The organism is Streptomyces sp. NPDC048566 (assembly GCF_043199735.1).
Classification (GTDB): Bacteria; Actinomycetota; Actinomycetes; order Streptomycetales; family Streptomycetaceae; genus Streptomyces.
The window spans coordinates 207,882-226,120 of record NZ_JBICWL010000001.1 but is presented as its reverse complement, the minus strand read 5'-3'; the positions used below and the strand labels follow the sequence as shown (position 1 = coordinate 226,120).

At 74.0% G+C, this 18,239-nt stretch carries 16 protein-coding genes; 11 read left to right on the top strand and 5 right to left on the bottom strand.

Translation table 11 applies throughout. The annotated features are described in order from the left end of the window. The first annotated feature begins 62 nt into the window (after positions 1–62). Positions 63–2,345, top strand: a complete 2,283-nt coding sequence (locus ACGFS9_RS00870) for an MMPL family transporter (RefSeq protein ID WP_393249402.1) — start codon at positions 63–65, stop codon at positions 2,343–2,345. 98 nt (positions 2,346–2,443) lie between these two features. Then, positions 2,444–2,983 carry a GNAT family N-acetyltransferase gene (locus ACGFS9_RS00865; protein WP_393249400.1) on the top strand — a complete coding sequence of 180 codons (540 nt, stop codon included), beginning with the start codon at positions 2,444–2,446 and terminating at the stop codon, positions 2,981–2,983. Here the strand turns inward: ACGFS9_RS00865 and ACGFS9_RS00860 are convergent. Then, positions 2,955–3,188, bottom strand: a complete 234-nt coding sequence (locus tag ACGFS9_RS00860) for a DUF6296 family protein (protein ID WP_393249398.1) — start codon at positions 3,186–3,188, stop codon at positions 2,955–2,957. The genes ACGFS9_RS00865 and ACGFS9_RS00860 overlap by 29 nt on opposite strands. A 199-nt stretch (positions 3,189–3,387) precedes the next feature. Here ACGFS9_RS00860 and ACGFS9_RS00855 point away from each other — a divergent pair, with 199 nt between their 5' ends. Further along, complete coding sequence (locus tag ACGFS9_RS00855) at positions 3,388–6,120, top strand: SpoIIE family protein phosphatase (RefSeq protein WP_393249396.1); 2,733 nt, start codon at positions 3,388–3,390, stop codon at positions 6,118–6,120. 142 nt (positions 6,121–6,262) lie between these two features. On the opposite strand, the gene ACGFS9_RS00850 is transcribed toward ACGFS9_RS00855, so the two are convergent. Beyond that, positions 6,263–7,888: an MFS transporter gene (locus ACGFS9_RS00850; RefSeq protein ID WP_393249394.1), complete on the bottom strand. Its 1,626-nt coding sequence runs from the start codon at positions 7,886–7,888 to the stop codon at positions 6,263–6,265. Positions 7,889–8,245: 357 nt separating this feature from the next. Between ACGFS9_RS00850 and ACGFS9_RS00845 the strand changes: the two genes are divergently transcribed. Further along, positions 8,246–8,623: an STAS domain-containing protein gene (locus ACGFS9_RS00845; protein WP_393249392.1), complete on the top strand. Its 378-nt coding sequence runs from the start codon at positions 8,246–8,248 to the stop codon at positions 8,621–8,623. A 263-nt stretch (positions 8,624–8,886) separates the two neighbouring features. Here the strand turns inward: ACGFS9_RS00845 and ACGFS9_RS00840 are convergent, their stop codons facing one another. After that, a complete protein-coding gene (locus ACGFS9_RS00840; RefSeq protein ID WP_393249390.1) occupies positions 8,887–9,318 on the bottom strand; it encodes a MarR family winged helix-turn-helix transcriptional regulator in 432 nt (143 codons plus the stop codon). A 228-nt stretch (positions 9,319–9,546) separates the two neighbouring features. Between ACGFS9_RS00840 and ACGFS9_RS00835 the strand changes: the two genes are divergently transcribed. From ACGFS9_RS00835 to ACGFS9_RS00805, 7 genes are all read left to right on the top strand, one after another. Beyond that, a complete protein-coding gene (locus ACGFS9_RS00835) occupies positions 9,547–10,719 on the top strand; it encodes a PP2C family protein-serine/threonine phosphatase (protein WP_393249388.1) in 1,173 nt (390 codons plus the stop codon). 163 nt (positions 10,720–10,882) lie between these two features. Next, complete coding sequence (locus tag ACGFS9_RS00830) at positions 10,883–11,782, top strand: STAS domain-containing protein (RefSeq protein WP_393249386.1); 900 nt, start codon at positions 10,883–10,885, stop codon at positions 11,780–11,782. Beyond that, entirely contained in the window at positions 11,779–12,195 is a 417-nt protein-coding gene (locus ACGFS9_RS00825) for an STAS domain-containing protein (RefSeq protein WP_393249384.1), read from the top strand. The genes ACGFS9_RS00830 and ACGFS9_RS00825 overlap by 4 nt, the downstream gene beginning before the upstream one ends. 47 nt (positions 12,196–12,242) lie before the next feature. Further along, complete coding sequence (locus ACGFS9_RS00820) at positions 12,243–12,638, top strand: anti-sigma regulatory factor (RefSeq protein ID WP_393250462.1); 396 nt, start codon at positions 12,243–12,245, stop codon at positions 12,636–12,638. Continuing rightward, positions 12,635–13,708, top strand: a complete 1,074-nt coding sequence (locus tag ACGFS9_RS00815; protein ID WP_393249382.1) for a SpoIIE family protein phosphatase — start codon at positions 12,635–12,637, stop codon at positions 13,706–13,708. Before ACGFS9_RS00820 ends, ACGFS9_RS00815 begins: the two co-directional genes overlap by 4 nt. Beyond that, a complete protein-coding gene (locus ACGFS9_RS00810; protein WP_393249380.1) occupies positions 13,705–15,507 on the top strand; it encodes a PP2C family protein-serine/threonine phosphatase in 1,803 nt (600 codons plus the stop codon). Before ACGFS9_RS00815 ends, ACGFS9_RS00810 begins: the two co-directional genes overlap by 4 nt. Positions 15,508–15,763: 256 nt before the next feature. Continuing rightward, positions 15,764–16,453, top strand: a complete 690-nt coding sequence (locus tag ACGFS9_RS00805; protein WP_393249378.1) for a hypothetical protein — start codon at positions 15,764–15,766, stop codon at positions 16,451–16,453. Positions 16,454–16,492: 39 nt separating this feature from the next. Here ACGFS9_RS00805 and ACGFS9_RS00800 read toward each other — a convergent pair whose 3' ends face one another. Both ACGFS9_RS00800 and ACGFS9_RS00795 read right to left on the bottom strand, forming a co-directional pair. Continuing rightward, entirely contained in the window at positions 16,493–17,602 is a 1,110-nt protein-coding gene (locus ACGFS9_RS00800; RefSeq protein WP_393249376.1) for a glycosyltransferase, read from the bottom strand. Further along, positions 17,599–18,138 carry a WcaF family extracellular polysaccharide biosynthesis acetyltransferase gene (locus tag ACGFS9_RS00795; RefSeq protein WP_393249374.1) on the bottom strand — a complete coding sequence of 180 codons (540 nt, stop codon included), beginning with the start codon at positions 18,136–18,138 and terminating at the stop codon, positions 17,599–17,601. Before ACGFS9_RS00795 ends, ACGFS9_RS00800 begins: the two co-directional genes overlap by 4 nt. Positions 18,139–18,239: the final 101 nt, after the last annotated feature.

Sequence of the window (18,239 nt, the reverse complement as noted above, 5' to 3'; positions counted from 1 at the left end):
CGCGGTGATCGTCCCGACGTTTAATGAGGGCGTCGGAGGGTCGTCTTCCCCGGGAGCAGCGCATGACGGCGGCACAGGTCACTTCAGGGGGCGGGCGGAACAAGCCCGGAAGGCTACGGCGGCTGGGCGAGTGGTGTGCCCGGCACTTCGTGGTCGTGATCGTGGCCTGGCTGGTCGCGCTGGCCGCGCTCCAGGTGCTGAACCACTCGTACGGCGGAGACTACTCGGACAATTTCACGCTCCCCGGAGTCCAGTCCACGAAGGGCGTGGACGTGCTCAAGGAGCACGACCCGGCCGCCGGCGGCTACAGCAGCCAGGTCGTCCTGCGGGACACACAGAAACCGCTGACGTCGCTGAGCAGCCAGATGAACCAGACGGTCGGCGACCTGCAGAAACTGCCGCACGTGCTGTCGGCGCAGAACCCGCTGCCCCCGCCCGGGTCGCAGCCCTCCTCCGGGCAGTCCCAGCAGCCGAACGTCGGGCCGTTGTCCGACGACGGCAAGACGGCCTACATCACCGTGCGCTTCGACGTGCAGCCCTCGACGCTCGGCTCCGGCTACCTGGACGGGGTCGACAGCGCCGTGCAGCCGCTGCGGTCCGCGGGCGTCGAGGTGGAGTACGGCGGCCCGCTGGGCGAACTGGCCCGGCCCGCACCCAACGACCGGCTCAGCGAGGCCATCGGCTTCGCGGTCGCGATCGTCGTCCTGCTCGTCGGCTTCGGCAGCGTGCTCGCGGCCGGACTGCCGCTGGTGACCGCGCTGATCAGCGTCGTCGGAGGGCTGGCCTGCCTGGGTCTGCTGGCCGCCGCGTTCACCTTCGCGACCGTCTCACCGACGCTCGCCACCATGATCGGACTCGGCGTCGGCATCGACTACTCCCTGTTCCTGATCACCCGTCACCGCCAGCGGCTCATCGACGGCGCCGACCCCGTCCACGCGGCGGGGCAGGCCACCTCGACCAGCGGCCGGGCCGTCGTCGTCTCGGGCTGCACCGTCGTCATCGCCCTGGCCGGGCTGTCCGTCTCCGGCGTCTCCTTCATCAGCAAGCTCGGCCTGGCCGCGGCCGTCACGGTCGTCTCGGCGGTCGTCGGCGCCCTCACCCTCGTACCGGCCCTGCTCGGCCTCATCGGCCGGCGCATCGACCGGTACCACCTGCGCAAGCCCATCGCGGAGACCGACGCCGAGCCGGGCGAGCCGGTCCACGGCACCTGGCACCGCTACGCCCAGCGCGTCGAACGGCGCCCCTGGTGGTTCCTGACCGGCGGCCTGGTGACGGTGGCGGTGCTGGCCATCCCGCTGTTCTCCATCCAGCTCGGGCACATCGGCGACGGAGCGGACCCGACGTCCTTCACGGACCGGCGGGCGTTCGACATCATGTCGGACTCCTTCGGGCCGGGCTCCAACGGCCCCCTGACGGTCGTCATCGACCAGACCGACGTGCCCTCGGACCAGCGTTCGGCACTCGCGTCGAATGCGAAGAAGGCGCTCTCCGACGTGCCGGGCGCCGCCACGGTGACCCCGCTCACCGCCACCAAGGACGGCGACGTGCTCGTCGGCACCGTGTTCTCCAAGGAGTCGCCGCAGGACGAGGTGACCACCGACCTGACGAACCGGCTGGTCGACGACACCCTCCCGCAGGCGGTCTCCGGCACGGCCGCCAAGGGCTACGTCACCGGGACCACGGCGGCCCAGGTGGACTTCCGCGACATCGTCGCGAGCCGGCTGCCGCTGATCATCGCCGTGGTCGTGGCGCTCGCCTTCCTCATCATCCTGCTCGTCTTCCGCGGACCGTTGGTCGCGCTCAAGGCGGCGGTGCTCAACGTGGTGTCCATCGCCGCCTCCTACGGTGTCGTGGTCGCCGTCTTCCAGTGGGGCTGGGGCGGCCCCTCGCTCGGCGTGTCGGGCACGGTGCCCATCGAGAGCTACGTGCCGATGATGATGTTCGCGATCATCTTCGGACTCAGCATGGACTACGAGATCTTCCTGCTCTCGCGGGTCCACGAGGCGTGGCTGAGCACCGGGGACGCCAAGGGCAGCGTCGCGCACGCCCTGGAGATCACCGCACGAGTGATCACCTGCGCCGCCCTGATCATGGTGAGCGTGTTCGCCGCGTTCATCATCAGCGACAACATCGTCGTCAAGATGCTCGGGCTCGGCCTCGCCGTGAGCGTGCTGATCGACGCGACCGTGGTGCGCCTGCTGCTCGTCCCGGCCGTGATGACGCTGCTCGGCGCGCACGCCTGGTGGACCCCGCGCCTGCTCGACCGGATCCTGCCGCACATCGACACCGAGGGAGAGTCCGAACCGGCCGCCGCGGACCGCACGCGTCCCCCGGCCGGCCACTGACCGCCTCACGCTCCCGACCCGGCAAAGGCCGGCCCGCCGGGAGCGCGAGCGTAAAAACCCGGCTGCCGCACGCCGTCCGGCTCCCTAGCATGGCCAGGATGCCTCGACTCGAAGCGCTCCATCCCCGCCACGCCGCGTCGCTGCTCGCCTTCGAGCGGGAGAACCGCGCGTACTTCGCCGCCTCGGTCCCCGACCGCGGTGACGCCTACTTCGCCGAGTTCGACGCCCGCCTGCGCGCCCTGCTGGCCGAGCAGGACGCCGGAGTGTGCTTCTTCCACGTCCTGACGGACGAGACGGGAGAGGTACTGGGGCGGGTGAACCTCGTCGACGCGGCCGGGGGCGCCGCCGACCTCGGCTACCGGATCGCCGAGCGGGCGACGGGCCGGGGACTGGCGACGGCCGCGGTGCGCGAGGTCTGCGCCCTCGCCGCGACGGCGTACGGGCTGCGCTCGCTGCGGGCCGCCGCGACCCGCGACAACGCCGCCTCCCGTGCGGTGCTCGCCCGCACCGGGTTCCGGCCGGTGGGCGAACTCGTGCTCAACGGGCGGCCGGCGATCCGGTTCGCGGTCGACCTGCCCGCCGCGGGCCCGACGGCCCCGGCCGGGCCGTTCAGCCGATCGGTTCGGCCGCCGGGCTGATCGGGGTCTGGTACGCGCCGCTGGCCAGCATGCGGACCTCACCCGCCGGGCTGATCTCGGCGCGCAGGATGCCGGTGGGGTCGCTGTACACGGGATGGCCGCCGGGACCACTGGCGGCCGTCCGCTCGACGGTCACCTGGTCCGTGACCATGGTGGAGTCCGGTCCGGGGTGGGTGAAGGTCAGCCGGTAGCGGTCCACGGTCATGTCGGGCCTCCTGCGCCGATGGACTGAGCCGAAGAACAAACGGGACGAAAGGGTACGCATCCATGATGCGGCCAGATGCCCGCGACAGCAGCACCGCCTCCGCCGACACCCCGGGCACCACCGGCCCCACCGCTCGCACCGGCGATCACCCTGGGTGACGCCCCTCGCCTCAGGGCGCCGGGCAGTGTAGACATGGCACATGGTCGGACTCTTGGGTCGAACCCGCTCTCGGTCGACCCGCCGCCCGAGTACAGCGCACCAGCAGCACGGGGCCCACGAGGGAAAGCACCGGCGCGGTCCCTCCAACGGACGCCGCTCCGCACTCGGTGGACGCAGTGTCGCCGGACAGGTCTTCGTCCTCCAGGTGGCCGTCGTGCTGCTGCTGGTCGTCGCCGCGGTGGTCGCCCTCGTGCTCCAGGTGCGGCACGACAGCACGCAGGAGGCCCGGGGCCGCTCACTGGCCGTGGCCGAGACCTTCGCGAACGCGCCCGGCACCCGCGCGGCGCTCAGCGCCCCCGACCCCAGCGCCGTGCTCCAGCCGAGCGCCGAGGCCGCCCGCAAGGCGTCCAAGGTCGACTTCATCGTCGTCCTGAACACCGACGCGATCCGCTACACCCACCCCAAGCCGGACCGCATCGGCAAGAAGTTCGTCGGCACCACGGCGCCCGTCCTCGCCGGGCACTCCATCACCGAGCAGATCAACGGGACCATCGGGCCGCTCGTCCAGGCCACGGTCCCGATCAAGGCACCCGACGGCAAGGTCGTCGGCATGGTGTCGGCGGGCATCACCACGGCGAACGTCGGCGGCGCCGCCGACCGCCAGCTGCCGCTCGTACTGGGCGCCGCCGCCGTGGCACTCGCGCTGGCCACCGCCAGCACCGCGCTCGTCAGCCGGCGCCTGCTGCGCCAGACCCACGGTCTCGGCCCGTACGAGATGACCCGGATGTACGAACACCACGACGCGGTGCTGCACTCGGTGCGCGAAGGGGTGATCATCGTCGGCGGGGAGGGGCAGCTGCTGCTCGCCAACGACGAGGCGAACCGGCTGCTCGACCTGCCCGCCGACGCCGAGGCCCGGTCCGTCGAGGACCTCGGCCTCGACGCCGAGACCGCCGAGCTGCTGGCCTCCGGCCGGGTGGCGACCGACGAGGTCCATCTGGTCGGCGACCGCCTGCTGGCCATCAACCAGCGCCCCACGGACCTGCGGGGCGGCCCCGCGGGCAGCGTCGCCACGCTGCGCGACTCGACCGAGCTGCGGGCGCTCTCGGGCCGCGCGGAGACCGCGCGGGAACGCCTCAAACTCCTCTACGACGCCGGAGTCGGCATCGGCAGCGGTCTGGACGTCACCCGCACCGCCGAGGAGCTGGCGGAGGTCGCGGTGCCGCGCTTCGCCGACTTCGCCACCGTGGACCTGGCCGACGCCGTGCTCAGCGGACAGGACCCGGACACGGGCACCGGGCTGCGCCGCACGGCCTCCGCCGGCATCCGCGAGGACGCCCCCCTCTACCCGGTCGGCGAGCACATCACGTTCATCCCGTCCTCGCCGCAGGCCCACAGCCTGCGCACCGGCGAGGCCGTCGTGGAGCCCGACCTGCAGGACGCCCCGGGCTGGCTGGACCAGGACCGGCCGCGGGCGACGAAGATCGTGGAGTACGGCATCCACTCGCTGATCACCGTGCCGCTGCGGGTGGGCCCGCTGGTCATGGGCGTGGTGAACTTCTGGCGGTCGCAGAAACCGGAGCCCTTCGACGCCGAGGACGTGGCGTTCGCCGAGGAACTGGTCACCCGCGCCGCCGTCTCCATCGACAACGCGCGGCGCTACACGCGCGAGCACACCATGGCGGTGACCCTCCAGCGCAGCCTGCTCCCCCGCAGCCTGCCCGAGCAGAGCGCCCTGGACCTCGCCTACCGCTACCTGCCGGCTCAGGCGGGCGTCGGCGGCGACTGGTTCGACGTGCTGCCGCTGCCCGGCGCCCGGGTCGCGCTGGTGGTGGGCGACGTCGTCGGGCACGGGCTGCTGGCCGCGGCGACGATGGGGCGGCTGCGCACGGCCGTCAACAACTTCTCCGCGCTCGACCTGCCGCCCGACGAGCTGCTCGGCCTCCTGGACGAGCTGGTCGGCCGGATCGACCAGGACGAACTGCCCGAGGGCGGCACGGCCGTCGTGACCGGGGCCACGTGCCTGTACGCCGTCTACGACCCGACGACCCGGCGGTGCACCTTCGCCCGGGCCGGGCATCCGCCGCCCGCCGTGGTGCTCCCGGACGGCACGGTGGAGTTCGCGGAGGTGCCGGCCGGCCCCCCGCTCGGCCTGGGCGGGCTGCCGTTCGAGACGGCGGAGCTGGAACTGCCCGAGGGCAGCCGGCTCGTGCTCTACACGGACGGGCTGGTGGAGGACCGGGAGCGGGACATCGACGTCGGCCTGGAGATGCTGCGCAGCGCGCTCGCCGGCGCCGCCCCGTCCCCGGAGGACACCTGCCGGGCCGTGCTGGACGCGATGCTGCCGGCCCGGCCGAGCGACGACATCGCCGTGATCGTGGCCCGCACCCACGCGCTCGGCCCGGACCGGATCGCCGAGTGGGACGTGCCCGCCGAGCCCTCCGCGGTGGGCGAGGTGCGCTCGGCCGTCACCCGGAAGCTGGCGCAGTGGGGGCTGGAGGAGATGACCTTCACCACGGAACTGATCCTGAGCGAACTGGTGACCAACGCGATCCGCTACGGCAACGGGTCCATCGGCGTGCGGGTGCTCTACGACCGGACGCTGATCTGCGAGGTCTTCGACGGCAGCAACACCTCCCCGCACCTGCGGTACGCGGCGTCGACGGACGAGGGTGGGCGCGGCCTGTTCCTGGTGTCGCAGATGGCCGAGCGCTGGGGGACGCGGTACACCCCCGAGGGCAAGGTGATCTGGGCGGAGCAGCCGCTGCCCTGAGGGCGGCGGCGCACCCGGTCGCGCCGCGGCGACGGTGCGGTGGCGGCTCCGGCGCACTCAGCCCTGGGCCGCGGTGCCGGTCCGGTGCCCGCAGGGGGCGGTGCCGGTCCGGTGCCCGCGGGGACGGGAACGGGGCTTCGGGTCAGCCGGGCGGCGGGCCCTCGCGGGTGTCGCGGGCGGGCGCCGAACCGCCGCCGACGCCCTCGCCCGCGCCGGGGCCGTCGGCCGGCACGAGCGCCGCACCGCCCTGCAGCCGCTCCAGGTCGGAGGGGCGGACCTGGATGACGACCAGGGCGACCAGGGCCGCGAAGACGGCGAACACGGCCGCGGCGACGAAGGCGCTGGAGATGCCGGAGGTGAGCACCTGCTCGCCGAAGGGCGGCGGGAGCTGCCCGGTCCTGCGGAACTCAAGGCGCTGCTGCGGGGTCGCGGTCGCCAGGAACTTCCGCACCTGGACCGTGGTCTCGTTGCGGCTCGCCGTGCCGAACACGGTGACCAGGACCGACAGGCCGAGCGAGCCGCCCACCTGCTGGGTGGCGTTGAGGATGCCCGAGGCCGCACCGGCGTCGCGCTGGCGCACGCCGGAGACCGCCATCAGCGTCAGCGACACGAACTGCAGGCCCATGCCGAAGCCGAAGACGATCGTGGGACCCAGGATGCTGCCGAGGTACGTGCTGTGGACGTCCGTCAGCGTCAGCCAGCCGAGCCCGGCGGCGGCCAGGATCGCGCCGACCGCCATGAAGGGCTTGGGGCCGAAGCGGGGCAGCAGGTTCGAGGCGACGCCGGCGCCGATCGCGATGATCACGCTGACCGGCAGGAAGGCGAACCCGGCCTTGAGCGGACTGAACCCGAGGATGTTCTGGACGAACAGGGTCAGGAAGAAGAACATCCCGAAGATGGCGGCGGACAGGCTCAGCATCATCGCGTAGACGCCCGAGCGGTTGCGGTCGCGGAACATCCACAGCGGCGTGATGGGCTGTCTGGAGCGGCGCTCGACGGCGACGAACGCGAGCAGGAACACCACCGCCGCGCCGAAGGCGCCGAGAGTCAGGGAGTCGCTCCAGCCCTCCTCGGAGGCGCGGATGAAGCCGTAGACCAGGAGCACCATGCCCAGCGTGGAGGTCAGGGCGCCCAGGAGGTCGAACCGGCCCGGATGGCGCTCGGACTCCCTGATGAAGCGGGGGGTGGCGAGCACGATCAGCAGGCCGATGGGCACGTTGACGAAGAAGACCCAGCGCCAGTCGAGCCACTCGACGAGGACGCCGCCGGCGAGCAGCCCGATGGCGCTGCCGCCCGCCGAGACGGCGGCGAACACGCCGAACGCCCGGTTGCGTTCGGGGCCCTCGCGGAAGGTGGTGGTGATGAGGGACAGCGCGGTCGGCGAGGCGATGGCACCGCCGACGCCCTGGAGGGAGCGGGCGGCGAGCAGCTGCCAGGACTCCTGGGCGAGCCCGCCGAGCAGCGAGGCGAAGACGAAGAGCAGGACACCGAACATGAAGACGCGGCGGCGCCCGAGGATGTCCCCGGAGCGCCCTCCGAGCAGCAGCAGCCCGCCGAAGGTCAGCGTGTAGGCGTTGACGACCCACGAGAGGTTCTCGGTGGAGAAGCCGAGGGCCGTCTGGATGTGCGGCAGGGCGATGTTCACGATGGTGATGTCGAGGACCACCATCAGCTGGCACGAGGCGATGACGAGGAGGGCGATGCCGTTTCCTCGGCCCCGCCGCGGAGAGTCGGCGGACTCGGATGATGTCGCGTGATCGGCCGTCATGGAGAGGGCCCCGCATCTAGGGTCGGCGGTGGTCGTGGAGGGTCACCCACACGACGCTATGCCCGCCCGCGCCACCCCACCAATCGATCATCCTTGCGATCCCTGCGGGCGGCGCACCTCCTCCCACCTGCGGGTCACTCGCCGGGCACGGTTGCCGACGGTGCCACGGGCCGCGCGCCCCGGGGGTGCGCGCCGCGCGCCGGATCGCGCGCCGTGCGACCCGCGAGACCGCGTCCGGCGGGGCACCCTCCCCGGAAGTCGGGAGTGTGCATCCGGCGTCGGGGGGTAACCGTTGACCTGCTCACCGGCGCCCGGCGCCGGACGGTCCCCGACGAGCCCGTGTCCCAGGAGGTAAGCGTGCCGGCCGAACCCGTTCCCGTGTCCATCGAGACGACCCCGTGCGGCGACGGCGTCGTCCTGGTCGCCGTCGCCGGGGAACTGGACGTCGAGACGGCTCCCGCGCTGCGCAACCGGCTGGCCGACCTGGTACGGGAGGGTCACCGGCACCTGCTGCTCGACCTGTCCGAGGTCCCCTTCATGGACTCCTCCGGGATCAACGCCCTGCTGATGGCGCATGACGAGGCAGGCCGCGCGGGCGGCGGCATCTGCCTCGTCTCGCCCGCGCCGGTCGTCCGGCGCGTCCTCGATCTCACGGGGGTGAGTCTCACGATCGCGTCGCTGGACGGCGTCGAGGCGGCCCTCGCGCACGTGGGCGGGGCAGGGTCGCGCCCGTAGGACACGCGGTCGTGCGCGGGCTCCCGGCCGGCCCCGCTCCTGCTGACCACCGCGGAGCCGTAGACCTGCGAGGAAGGACCAGAGACCAAGATCACGCGACGGACAGTTGCCATTTGACAACTATGGACGCCAGGCAACAAAGTGAGCGCCCTCGGCGAGCGGAAAGGAACGGAGATGGCGCAGTGGACGTGGAGTTCGCGGGTGGCGACGGCGGCGAGCGCCGCCCCGCCGCAGCCGATCGCGGCCCTGCGGCGCCGCGCGGTTCAGGCCGTGCGGACCGCCGGTGAGTCGTCCTCGTGCAGTTGCGCGGCCGCCGTCGCGCAGAAGGCGGCGAGCCCCTCCGCGAGCGCCGTCCGCTGCGCCACGGGCATCTGGGCGAGCACCGACTCCACGGCGTGCTCGCGCCGTGTGCGCAACTCCGCGAGGAAACTCCGGCCGCGCGCGCTCAGGAACAGGCGCAGCTCGCGGCGGCTGATGGCGCTCGGCGCCCGCTCGATGTACCCCACGGCCTGCAGCCGGTCGCAGAGCCGGCTGGTGGAGGGCGGCGTCGAACCGAGCGCGTCGGCGAGCGTGCGGAGGTTGATTCCCTCGCCGTGTTCCAGAATGAACAGAACGCGCAACTGGGATGCGGAGACCGGGGTCGTCGAGGCCCGCCCCCAGAGAACCTCCAGCAGTTCGGCCGCCTCGGAGGTCACACGAGCCACCTCACTGGGCTGTGGACGCGGGCCGGTGGAAGTCACGGTTTCACTCTCCCAGTCTTCTCGGTCGCTGTCAGCCTGTCGGCACCACGGACAGGAACAGGACAGCTGTCGGGAGCCGGGACAGGAACAAAACAACAGATACCGGGTCTCACGTGTGCCGGACCAGCTCCCCGGAGCTTGGACCCGGCATCGTACTAGTCGAAGAATGGCGTATCCGACATCGTGAACAGATTCGTGGCCGCGGAGCGGGCTCTGCGCACCGCGCCACCCCACCAGCTCCTCGACGCGGTCCGCGCCGTGCTGTGCGATCAGTACGGGGCGGAATCCGTCGAGCTCTTCATGGCCGACTACGGTCTCACCGTGCTCCAGCCCGTGTCGGTGCTGCCGCACACCCTGGAACCGATCCCGGTGCACAGCAGCCCCGAGGGCCGGGCGTTCGGCGCGCAGGAGCCCTTCGTCGAGCAGCGCGCGGGCGACGGGGTTCGGGCGCACCTCCCGGTCACGGTGCGCGGCGACCGGCTCGGCGTACTCACCGTCGGCCTGTCCCCCGACGCCTGCGACCCGCGGACCCTCTCCGAACTTGCCGAGATCGCCGAGATCCTCGCCCACGAGGTGCTCGTGGCCGAGCGCGACACCGACCTCTACCTCCAGGCCCGGCGCAAGGACCGGCTCACCCTCGCCGCCGAGATGCAGTGGCAGCTGCTGCCCGGCCGCTCCTGCGCGCAGGCGGAGTACGAACTCGGCGCCCAGCTGGAGCCCGCCTACGCGATCTTCGGCGACAACTTCGACTGGTCGGCGAGCGCCGACCGGCTGCTGCTGTACATCACCAACGGCATGGGCGAGGGCATCGAGGCGTCCCTGCTGACGAACCTCGGCATCAACGCACTGCGCAACGCGCGCCGGGCGGGCATCCCGCTCCAGGACCAGGCCGCCCTCGCCGACCAGGCGATCTACGCCCAGTACCGGGGCTCCTCGTACCTGTCGGTCCTGATGCTCGACTTCGAGCTGTCGACGGGCCGGCTGCGGGTGATCGACGCGGGCTCGCCCCAGATGCTGCGGCTGCGCGGCAGGACCGTCGAGCGGGTCGACTTCGAGGCCCAGCTGCCGCTCGGCATGTTCGAGGAGACCGACTACGTGGTGCAGGAGTTCCAGGTGGAGCCGGGCGACCGGCTGCTGTTCGTCAGCGACGGCGTCTACTCGGTGGCCGGCCCGGGCGGCGAGGCGTACGGCGAGAAGGCTCTCGCCATGGCGATCACCTCCACGCGGCTGCTGCCGGCGACGGAGGTGCCGCGGGCCGTCCTGCGCGAACTCGGCGGGCACCGGGGCAGGCCGAACACCGAGGACGACGCCCTCGTGGTGTGCCTCGACTGGCACGGGCCGCGGCAGGCCGGGTAGCCGGGCCCGCGGGAGGGGCCGAGCCCGGCCGCCGCGGACCCCGGCGGCGAGCGGGTGTCGGACTCGTTCGCGCCATGGCTACAGTTGCCGTACGACAAGAGATCATGCCGGGCCGGGACCACGCCCCTCGGCACGCAGACGGACCGAAAGAGGAGAGCCACACGTGGCGGACCACCAGGCAGCGGCACAGCAGGAATCGGCGGCTCACGAGGTCGGCGCGTTCCTGCGCGGACGCCGCGAGCAGATCGCCCAGCGCTGGGCCGACGAGGCGCTGTTCCGCACCGTCTTCACCGTCTCGCGGGACGAGGCGGTGGAAGCCGGCCGGGCCGTCGTGGAAGCACTCGCCGCCGTCGCCACCGCGGGCCGGGTCGAGGACCTCGGGGCCGCGGGGTTCGCCACCGTCCGGGACCAGCTGGGGCGCATGTCGGCGTCCCGCGCGCGGACCGGCGCGACCTCCGCGCAGATCGCCGACGAGGTCGCGGCGCTGCGCCTCCCGGTCGCCGAGATGCTGGACGCTGATCTCGCCGACGCCCCCGCCGAGCGACCCGAGGCGTGCGCCGTCACGCTCACCGCCCTGCTGGGCACCCTGCGCCTGGTCGTGCTGGAGACGACGCTGAGCGCCGGGCAGGAACTCATCGACCGCCAGCGCCTGCAGTTGCTGGAGGTGGCGACCCCCGTGATCAAACTGTGGACCGGGGTGGTCGCCGTGCCCCTGATCGGCACACTGGACAGCGCGCGCAGCCAGGTGGTGATGGAGAGCCTGCTGGAGGCCGTCGTGACCCAGCAGGCCCGCTTCGCCATCCTGGACATCACCGGTGTGCCCACCGTCGACTCCCTGGTGGCGCAGCACCTGATGAAGACGGTCGCCGCCGCCCGGCTGATGGGCGCGGAGTGCGTGGTGTCGGGCATCCGACCCGCGATCGCGCAGACCATCGTGCACCTCGGCATCGACCTCGGGGAAGTCGTCACCCGCGCCAGCCTGGCCGACGCGCTCGCCTACGCCCTCAACCGCCAGGGCATCGCGATCGTCGACCAGGACCGCACCGGCCAGAGCCCGCGGTGAGCCCGCCGTACGACGCCGGCTTTCCCGGCGCCCGCGTCCCGGTCCTGAAGCTCGGGGACGTCCTCCTGGTCACGCTGCAGGGCGAACTGCACGACGAGGCGGCCGAGCGGTTGCAGCGCGACATCGGAGAAGCCATCGCCGCCAGTTCCGTGACCGGGGTCGTCATCGACATCTCCGGCGTGGAGATCGTCGACTCCTTCCTCGGGCGGGTGTTCGCCGAGGTGGCGGCGCACGCCAGGCTGCTCGCGGCGCAGACGGTCGTCGCGGGCATGCGGCCCGCCGTCGCCATCACGATGGTCGAGCTGGGGCTGACACTGCCCGGGCTGCGCACGGCGCTCGACGTCCAGGAGGCCATGCGCCTGCTCGGGGCGCCCGTGCCCGGGTACGGGCCGGCCGGCGGGGAGCGCCCGTGACCGACACGTCCGACCACGTCACCGCCTGCCTCCCGATCCGCACGGACATGGATCTCGCGTGGGTGCGCCAGCACGTCCGCCAGGCCGCCGGCCGCATCGGCTTCGGGCTGGTGGACCAGACGAAGCTGGTCACCGCCGCCAGCGAGCTCGCGCGCAACACGCTCGTACACGGAGGCGGCGGCCAGATGGATTCCACCGAGCTGCGGACCGGCGCGACCCGGGGGCTGCGCCTGGTCTTCTCCGACCGGGGACCCGGCATCCCCGACATCGAGCGGGCCCTCGGCGACGGCTACACCTCGGGCGGCGGTCTCGGCCTCGGCCTGGGCGGAGCCCGCCGGCTGGTGCACGAGTTCTCCGTCGACAGCACACCCGGCGAGGGCACCGCGGTGACCGTGATCTGCTGGACCACCGGGCCTCCGCCGCCCGGCCGGGAGAGCACGTGACCCGCGTCTGGGACGTTCCCGTCCACGACTCCACCCGGGTCCGGGACGTCCGGGTGGCCGCCGAGGCGGCCGCCGACCACACGGGACTCGGACGCGACCGGCGGGCCGCCGCCGCGCTCGTCGCCACCGAGCTGGCCACCAACCTGCTCAAGCACGGGGGCGGCGGGCGGATACTGATCGACACCGTCGACGCCGATCTCGCGCCGCCCGGCACCGGCCGCGGCCCCGCCCTCCAGATAGCGGCGCTCGACCACGGTCCGGGCATCGCCGATCTCGACGCCGCGCTGCGCGACGGCTTCTCCACGACGGCGTCGCTCGGGGCGGGGCTCGGCACCTGCCGCCGCATCGCCGACCGGTTCGAGGTGCACACCGTGCCCGGGCAGGGCACGGTCGCCCTGGCACGGGTTCAGGCCGCCCGCCGGGACCGGCCCGGGCACCGCGTCCCGGACCCGAGCGCTCCGGTGCGGGCCGGCGGCATCAACGTGCCGCTGGCGGGCGCCGCGTTCTCGGGCGACGCGTGGGCCTGCGTACGGACCGACGACCACGTCAGCCTGCTGCTCGCGGACGGGCTCGGGCACGGCGAGGCCGCCGCGAAGGCGTCCGGGGCCGCCGTGGACCAGCTCCACCACTGGGCGCACCTGCCGCCCGCGGACCTGCTCGGGCAGCTGCACACCGCCCTGCGCGACACCCGGGGCGCGGCCGTCGCCGTGGCCCGGCTCGACCTCGCGGCGGGCCGGCTGGACTTCGCGGGGATCGGCAACGTCGGCGCCCGGCTGCTCACCGGGGACACCTGGCGTCCCCTGCTCTCCCACCCCGGCATAGTCGGCGCCCACCGGCCGGCGCGCCTGCCGCACTGCCGGGTGCCCTGGACCGCCGACAGTCTCCTGGTGCTGCACAGCGACGGGCTGCCCAGCCGCTGGACCCCGCCGGCCGGCGCTCCCCCGATCGCATGGGACCCCGCCGTCACCGCCGCGGTGATCGTGCGAGACTCCAGCAGCGCAGCCCGTCCGGTACGGGACGACACCACCGTGGCCGTCCTGACCCCCACCCCGCAGGATCACCGCCGATGACCCACTCCTGGAAGATCAGCACCGTCGACGACGCCGCGCGGGCGCGCATCGCCGCGGCCCGGCTCGCCGCCGCCCACGGCGTACCCACCGTGGAGCGCACCCGGCTGGTCACCGCGCTCAGCGCCCGGCTGCGGCAGTGCCTGGTCAAGGGCGGCAGCTGGACCATGACGCTGAACGTCGCGCCGCCGGCGGACGGCGACGGGCCCGGCAGCCTCACCGTCACCCTGTCCGCCCGGGGCGGCTCCGCCGGCGCGCCCGGCTGGCAGGAGAGCGTCGCCGTCGCCGAGCCGGTTTCCGGCTCGGACGCGGCGCGGGTGCCCCGCGACCGACGGGCGTTCGCCGACGCCCTGCTCAGCGCCGACGAGGACACCGCCCAGATCCTGGACCGGCTCGGCGAGCGGGAACAACTGGTCGCCTTCCACCGGGAGGAACTGCACCAGACCAACCAGGGCGTCCTCGCCCTGCACGCGGAACTCGACGCGGCCGGGCGGGCGCAGCGCGAGCTGTTCGCCGCCGAGCGCGCGGCCCGCACGGAGGCCGAGAGCGCCCGGCACCGGCTGACCTTCCTCGCCGACGCGAGCGCCGCGCTGACCGCCTCGCTGAACCACGAGGAGATCCTCAGCCGGCTGCCGCGCCTGCTCGTGCCCGCCTACGCGCGGAGCGTCGACGTGTGGCTCCTCGCCGACGACGACGGCAGGCGCACCCCCCGGCCGGCCGCGGCGGTCACCGCGGCCCGCACCGGCAGGCCGCAGTACGCCGCCGACCACCCGGGCGGCCTGCCCGGGGTCGACGACCTGCCGCCGTCCGCCCTCCATCCCGACGGGCCGCTGCTGTGCATCCCGCTGCCGAGCCGGCACGCGCCCCTCGGCGTTCTGACGCTGACGCCACCGCAGGAGCGCTGGAGCGCCGACGACGCCGTCACGCTCATCGAACTCGCCCGGCGCGCCGGGACCGCGATCGACCACGCGCAACGCTTCGAGCACAACCGGGACATCGCCGAGACGCTCCAGCGCGCCCTGCTCACCGACCTGCCCACGACCCCGGGCCTCAGTCTGGCCGCGCGCTACCTGCCGGCCACCCACGGCCTGAACGTCGGAGGAGACTGGTACGACGCGTTCCGGCAGCCGGACGGGGGGCTCGTCGTCGTGATGGGCGACGTGACGGGTCACGGGCTGCGGGCCGCCGTCATGATGAGCCAGCTGCGCACCGCGCTCCGGGCGTACGCGGTGGACGGCGGGACGCCGGGGCGGCTCCTCACCCGCCTGCACGTCTTCCTGCACCACCTCCAGCCCGACCTCTACGCCACGGCGGCCATCGCCCGCTTCCACCCGGACGAGCCCACCGTCACCTGGGCCGCCGCGGGTCACCCGCCGCCGGTGCTGCGCACACCGGACGGGGCGGTGCGCGTGCTCGACGACAAGCCCGGTGCGATGCTCGGCATTCCGCTGGACCAGGAGATCCGCGACCACACCGCCGAGCTGCCGCGGGGCTCCACCCTGGCGCTGTACACGGACGGCCTCGTGGAGCGCCGGGCGCAGGGGATAGACCCGGGCATCCACCGGCTGGCCGAGGCGCTCGCCGCGCAGCGCGCGGCGGATCTGGGCCGCGACCTGGAGGGCGCCGCCGACCGCATCCTGAAGCCGATGCTGCGCGACTCGCAGCGGGACGACGACGTCTGCCTGCTGCTGTGCCACGTCGGCGCCACCGACGCGGCCGTCACCCTCCCCCGGCAGAGCACCGCGTCGGCGGCCGCGCGGGCGCCCGGGCAGGGCGTCCAGGGGGCCGCGCCACGGCCCTGATCGGCCCGGGGGGGGGGCCCCCCGGGGGGGGGGGCCCCCCCCCCGCGCAGCAGGGGGGGGTCGCCCCCCGGGGGGGGGGCGGCGCACAACCCCCCGCGGGGGGGGCTCCCCTGGGGGGCGCCTAACCCCCCCGGGGGTGCCGGGGGGGGGGGGGGGGGGGCGGGGGGCCCCCCCCCCCCCCCCACCCCGCCCGGGCCCGCACCCTCGTGTGCGGGCCCGCCTTCATCACCGGCCCGCCCGGGCCGCAGGAGCCACCATGCACACTCGTACTCCCCGCTCCCTCCGGCGCGGTGCCGCCGGCGCCCTGATCGCGCTGGTCGCGCTCTGCGGATGCAGCTCGGACGGCGACGACGCCGACGCGGCGGCGAAGCCGACCCGGAGCATCTCCGAGGACCAGGCGGCCGGGATACCGGACGACCAGGCGAGCCCGCCGGCCGAGACGTCGGCGGCCCCCTCCAAGGGCCCGGTCCTGCCCGACGCGAAACTGACCCCGGCGACCGGCTCCTTCACGGACCGGCAGAAGAAGTACCTGCACGGCAGGGTGCCGAAGAACATGGACCCGGCAGCCGTCCTCCAGCTCGGCGAGGAGACCTGCCAGCGTGTCGAGCGGACCGCGGCCCACGACGAGGACGCCGCCGTCGGCGCGCTCATCGCCGGGGACCTGCCCTCGGCGGACGCCGCGATCGAGAAGCTCTGCCCGAAGCAGAAGCCCCTGCTGGCGAAGGCCGCGACCGGCTTCGCCGACGGGACCCGCAAGAACCCCGACCCCGGCAGCTACCGCGCCCTGACGACCGCCGAGGGCTGCACCTGGAAGGCGCTGGGACCGGACGGCAAGCCGCTGGCCTCGGGACCGGGGCCGGACGCCCCGAAGAAGGTGACCGCGAAGATTCCGTCGGGCACCCGGACCTTCATCTCCACGGGCTGCTACGCCTGGCTCCCCGCGTAACCGGGCGCCGGGCGGCCCGGGAGCCGCCCGGCCCGGTCGTCAGGCCCGCTCGTACACGTCGAGCAGGGTGCCGAGGACCGCGTCCATGGAGAAGGTCTCGGCGGTGAGGTTGCGCGCGGCGGCCGACGCCTCGCGCCGGGTGTCCGGCTCCAGCAGGTCGAGCACGGCCGGGGCGATGCCCTCGGGGCCGGCCACCACGCGGCCGGCCCCGGCCCGGCCGACGTCGCGGGCCAGGCCGTTGGAGCCGGTCACCACGACCGGGGTGCCCACCGCCATCGACTCCAGGACCGACATCGGGAACGGTTCGTCCACCGCCGGCAGGACGTACACGTGCGCCGCGCGCAGCTCCTCCGTCATCCGGGCCCCGTCGAGCGCTCCCGGGCAGCTCACCCGGTCCGCGAGCCCCAGCTCTCCGATCCGCCGTCGCACGGCGGCGAGTTCGCCCTCGTCGGGGCCCGCCACCACGAACGTCGCGTCCGGATGCCGGGCCAGGATCGCCGGTGCCGCCTCCACCAGGTCGACGGGCCGCTTGCGGGCCTGGAGCCGGGCCGCGTACAGGATGCGCGGGGCTCCGGCGGGGGCGGGTCCCCCGGGCTGCGCCGGCACCCCGTTCACCAGCCGGACGGCGGGTGCCAGGCCCGGCGCTCCCGCCACGGCCTCCAGGTCGCGCAGCTCACGGGCGGTCAGGTGCAGGACGGCGGTGGCCTCGCGCAGCACCCGGCGGACCGCGACCGCGTCGAGGACGCGGGCCGAGCGCCGGCCGCTCGGGTCGACCATGCCGTGCGTCTGGAGGACCAGGGGCCGCCCGGCGCGCAGTGCGGCCAGCGCCACGGGCAGGGTCACCAGGTCGCGGGCCAGGTGCACGTGGACGACGTCCGCCTGCCGTACCAGCCGGCGGGCGCCGGCCAGCAGGGACGGCGAGGTCAGCCCGCTGAAGCCGAACGGCAGTACCCTGCGCGCCGGGTGGAGGCGGGCGGGCACGCCCTCCACCTCCGTCGGGGGCGAACCGGGGAAGCCGTCGGCGAGGGCGGTGAGCCGGGCGTCGTGCCCGCGTTCGCGCAGCCCCTTGCAGAGGTTGAGGGCGACCCGGACCGGGCCGCCGAAGGCATGGGTGGGGCTGTGCAGGGTGACCGCGTGCAGCACTCTCACGCCGGCTCCTCGACGGGTCGGCGCCGGTTGTCGGCGGTGTGCAGGGTCAGTTCGGGCAGGTCCTGGTGCAGGACGGCACCGGCCCCGACGACCGCGCAGCGGCCGACCTTCACTCCGGCCAGGACGGTGGCACGCGCGGCGATCCAGGCGCCGTCGTCGACGCTGATCGGCGCGTTGCGGTAGCGGAAGTCGGCGGCGCGGTGGTCGTGGCTGCCCGTGCACAGCAGGGCCTCCTGGGACACGCACACATGGGCGCCGAGGGAGACCGGCTCCAGGTTGAGGATCCAGGCCCCCTCGCCGATCCAGGTGTGGTCGCCCACCGTCAGCTTCCACGGCCACAGCACGCGCACCCGGTGGCGGACGAGCACCCCCTGGCCGATGTCGGCGCCGAAGGCCCGCAGCAGGGCCGTGCGGACCCGGGCCGGGGTGAACCACGCCATGAAGACCGTGTTCATCACCGCGAACCAGAGCGCCTGGACGACTATGCCGCGCCCCTTGTCGTATCCGGCCAGCGTGAAGGCCGGGAGATCTCGCATCGATCCATCCCCCCAACGGCGTCTCCCCGGACGCCACTTCGCCCCACTGTAGTAGCTGACCGTTCACCCCAGGCCGGCGCTGGATACACTGCGCCGGGGAT

Coding starts and splice junctions, on each gene's coding strand:
- ACGFS9_RS00805 (WP_393249378.1), top strand. CDS start 15,764: ATGCACACTCGTACTCCCCGCTCCCTCCGGCGCGGTGCCGCCGGCGCC.
- ACGFS9_RS00820 (WP_393250462.1), top strand. CDS start 12,243: ATGGATCTCGCGTGGGTGCGCCAGCACGTCCGCCAGGCCGCCGGCCGC.
- ACGFS9_RS00870 (WP_393249402.1), top strand. CDS start 63: ATGACGGCGGCACAGGTCACTTCAGGGGGCGGGCGGAACAAGCCCGGA.
- ACGFS9_RS00810 (WP_393249380.1), top strand. CDS start 13,705: ATGACCCACTCCTGGAAGATCAGCACCGTCGACGACGCCGCGCGGGCG.
- ACGFS9_RS00855 (WP_393249396.1), top strand. CDS start 3,388: ATGGTCGGACTCTTGGGTCGAACCCGCTCTCGGTCGACCCGCCGCCCG.
- ACGFS9_RS00795 (WP_393249374.1), bottom strand. CDS start 18,138: ATGCGAGATCTCCCGGCCTTCACGCTGGCCGGATACGACAAGGGGCGC.
- ACGFS9_RS00850 (WP_393249394.1), bottom strand. CDS start 7,888: ATGACGGCCGATCACGCGACATCATCCGAGTCCGCCGACTCTCCGCGG.
- ACGFS9_RS00865 (WP_393249400.1), top strand. CDS start 2,444: ATGCCTCGACTCGAAGCGCTCCATCCCCGCCACGCCGCGTCGCTGCTC.
- ACGFS9_RS00860 (WP_393249398.1), bottom strand. CDS start 3,188: ATGACCGTGGACCGCTACCGGCTGACCTTCACCCACCCCGGACCGGAC.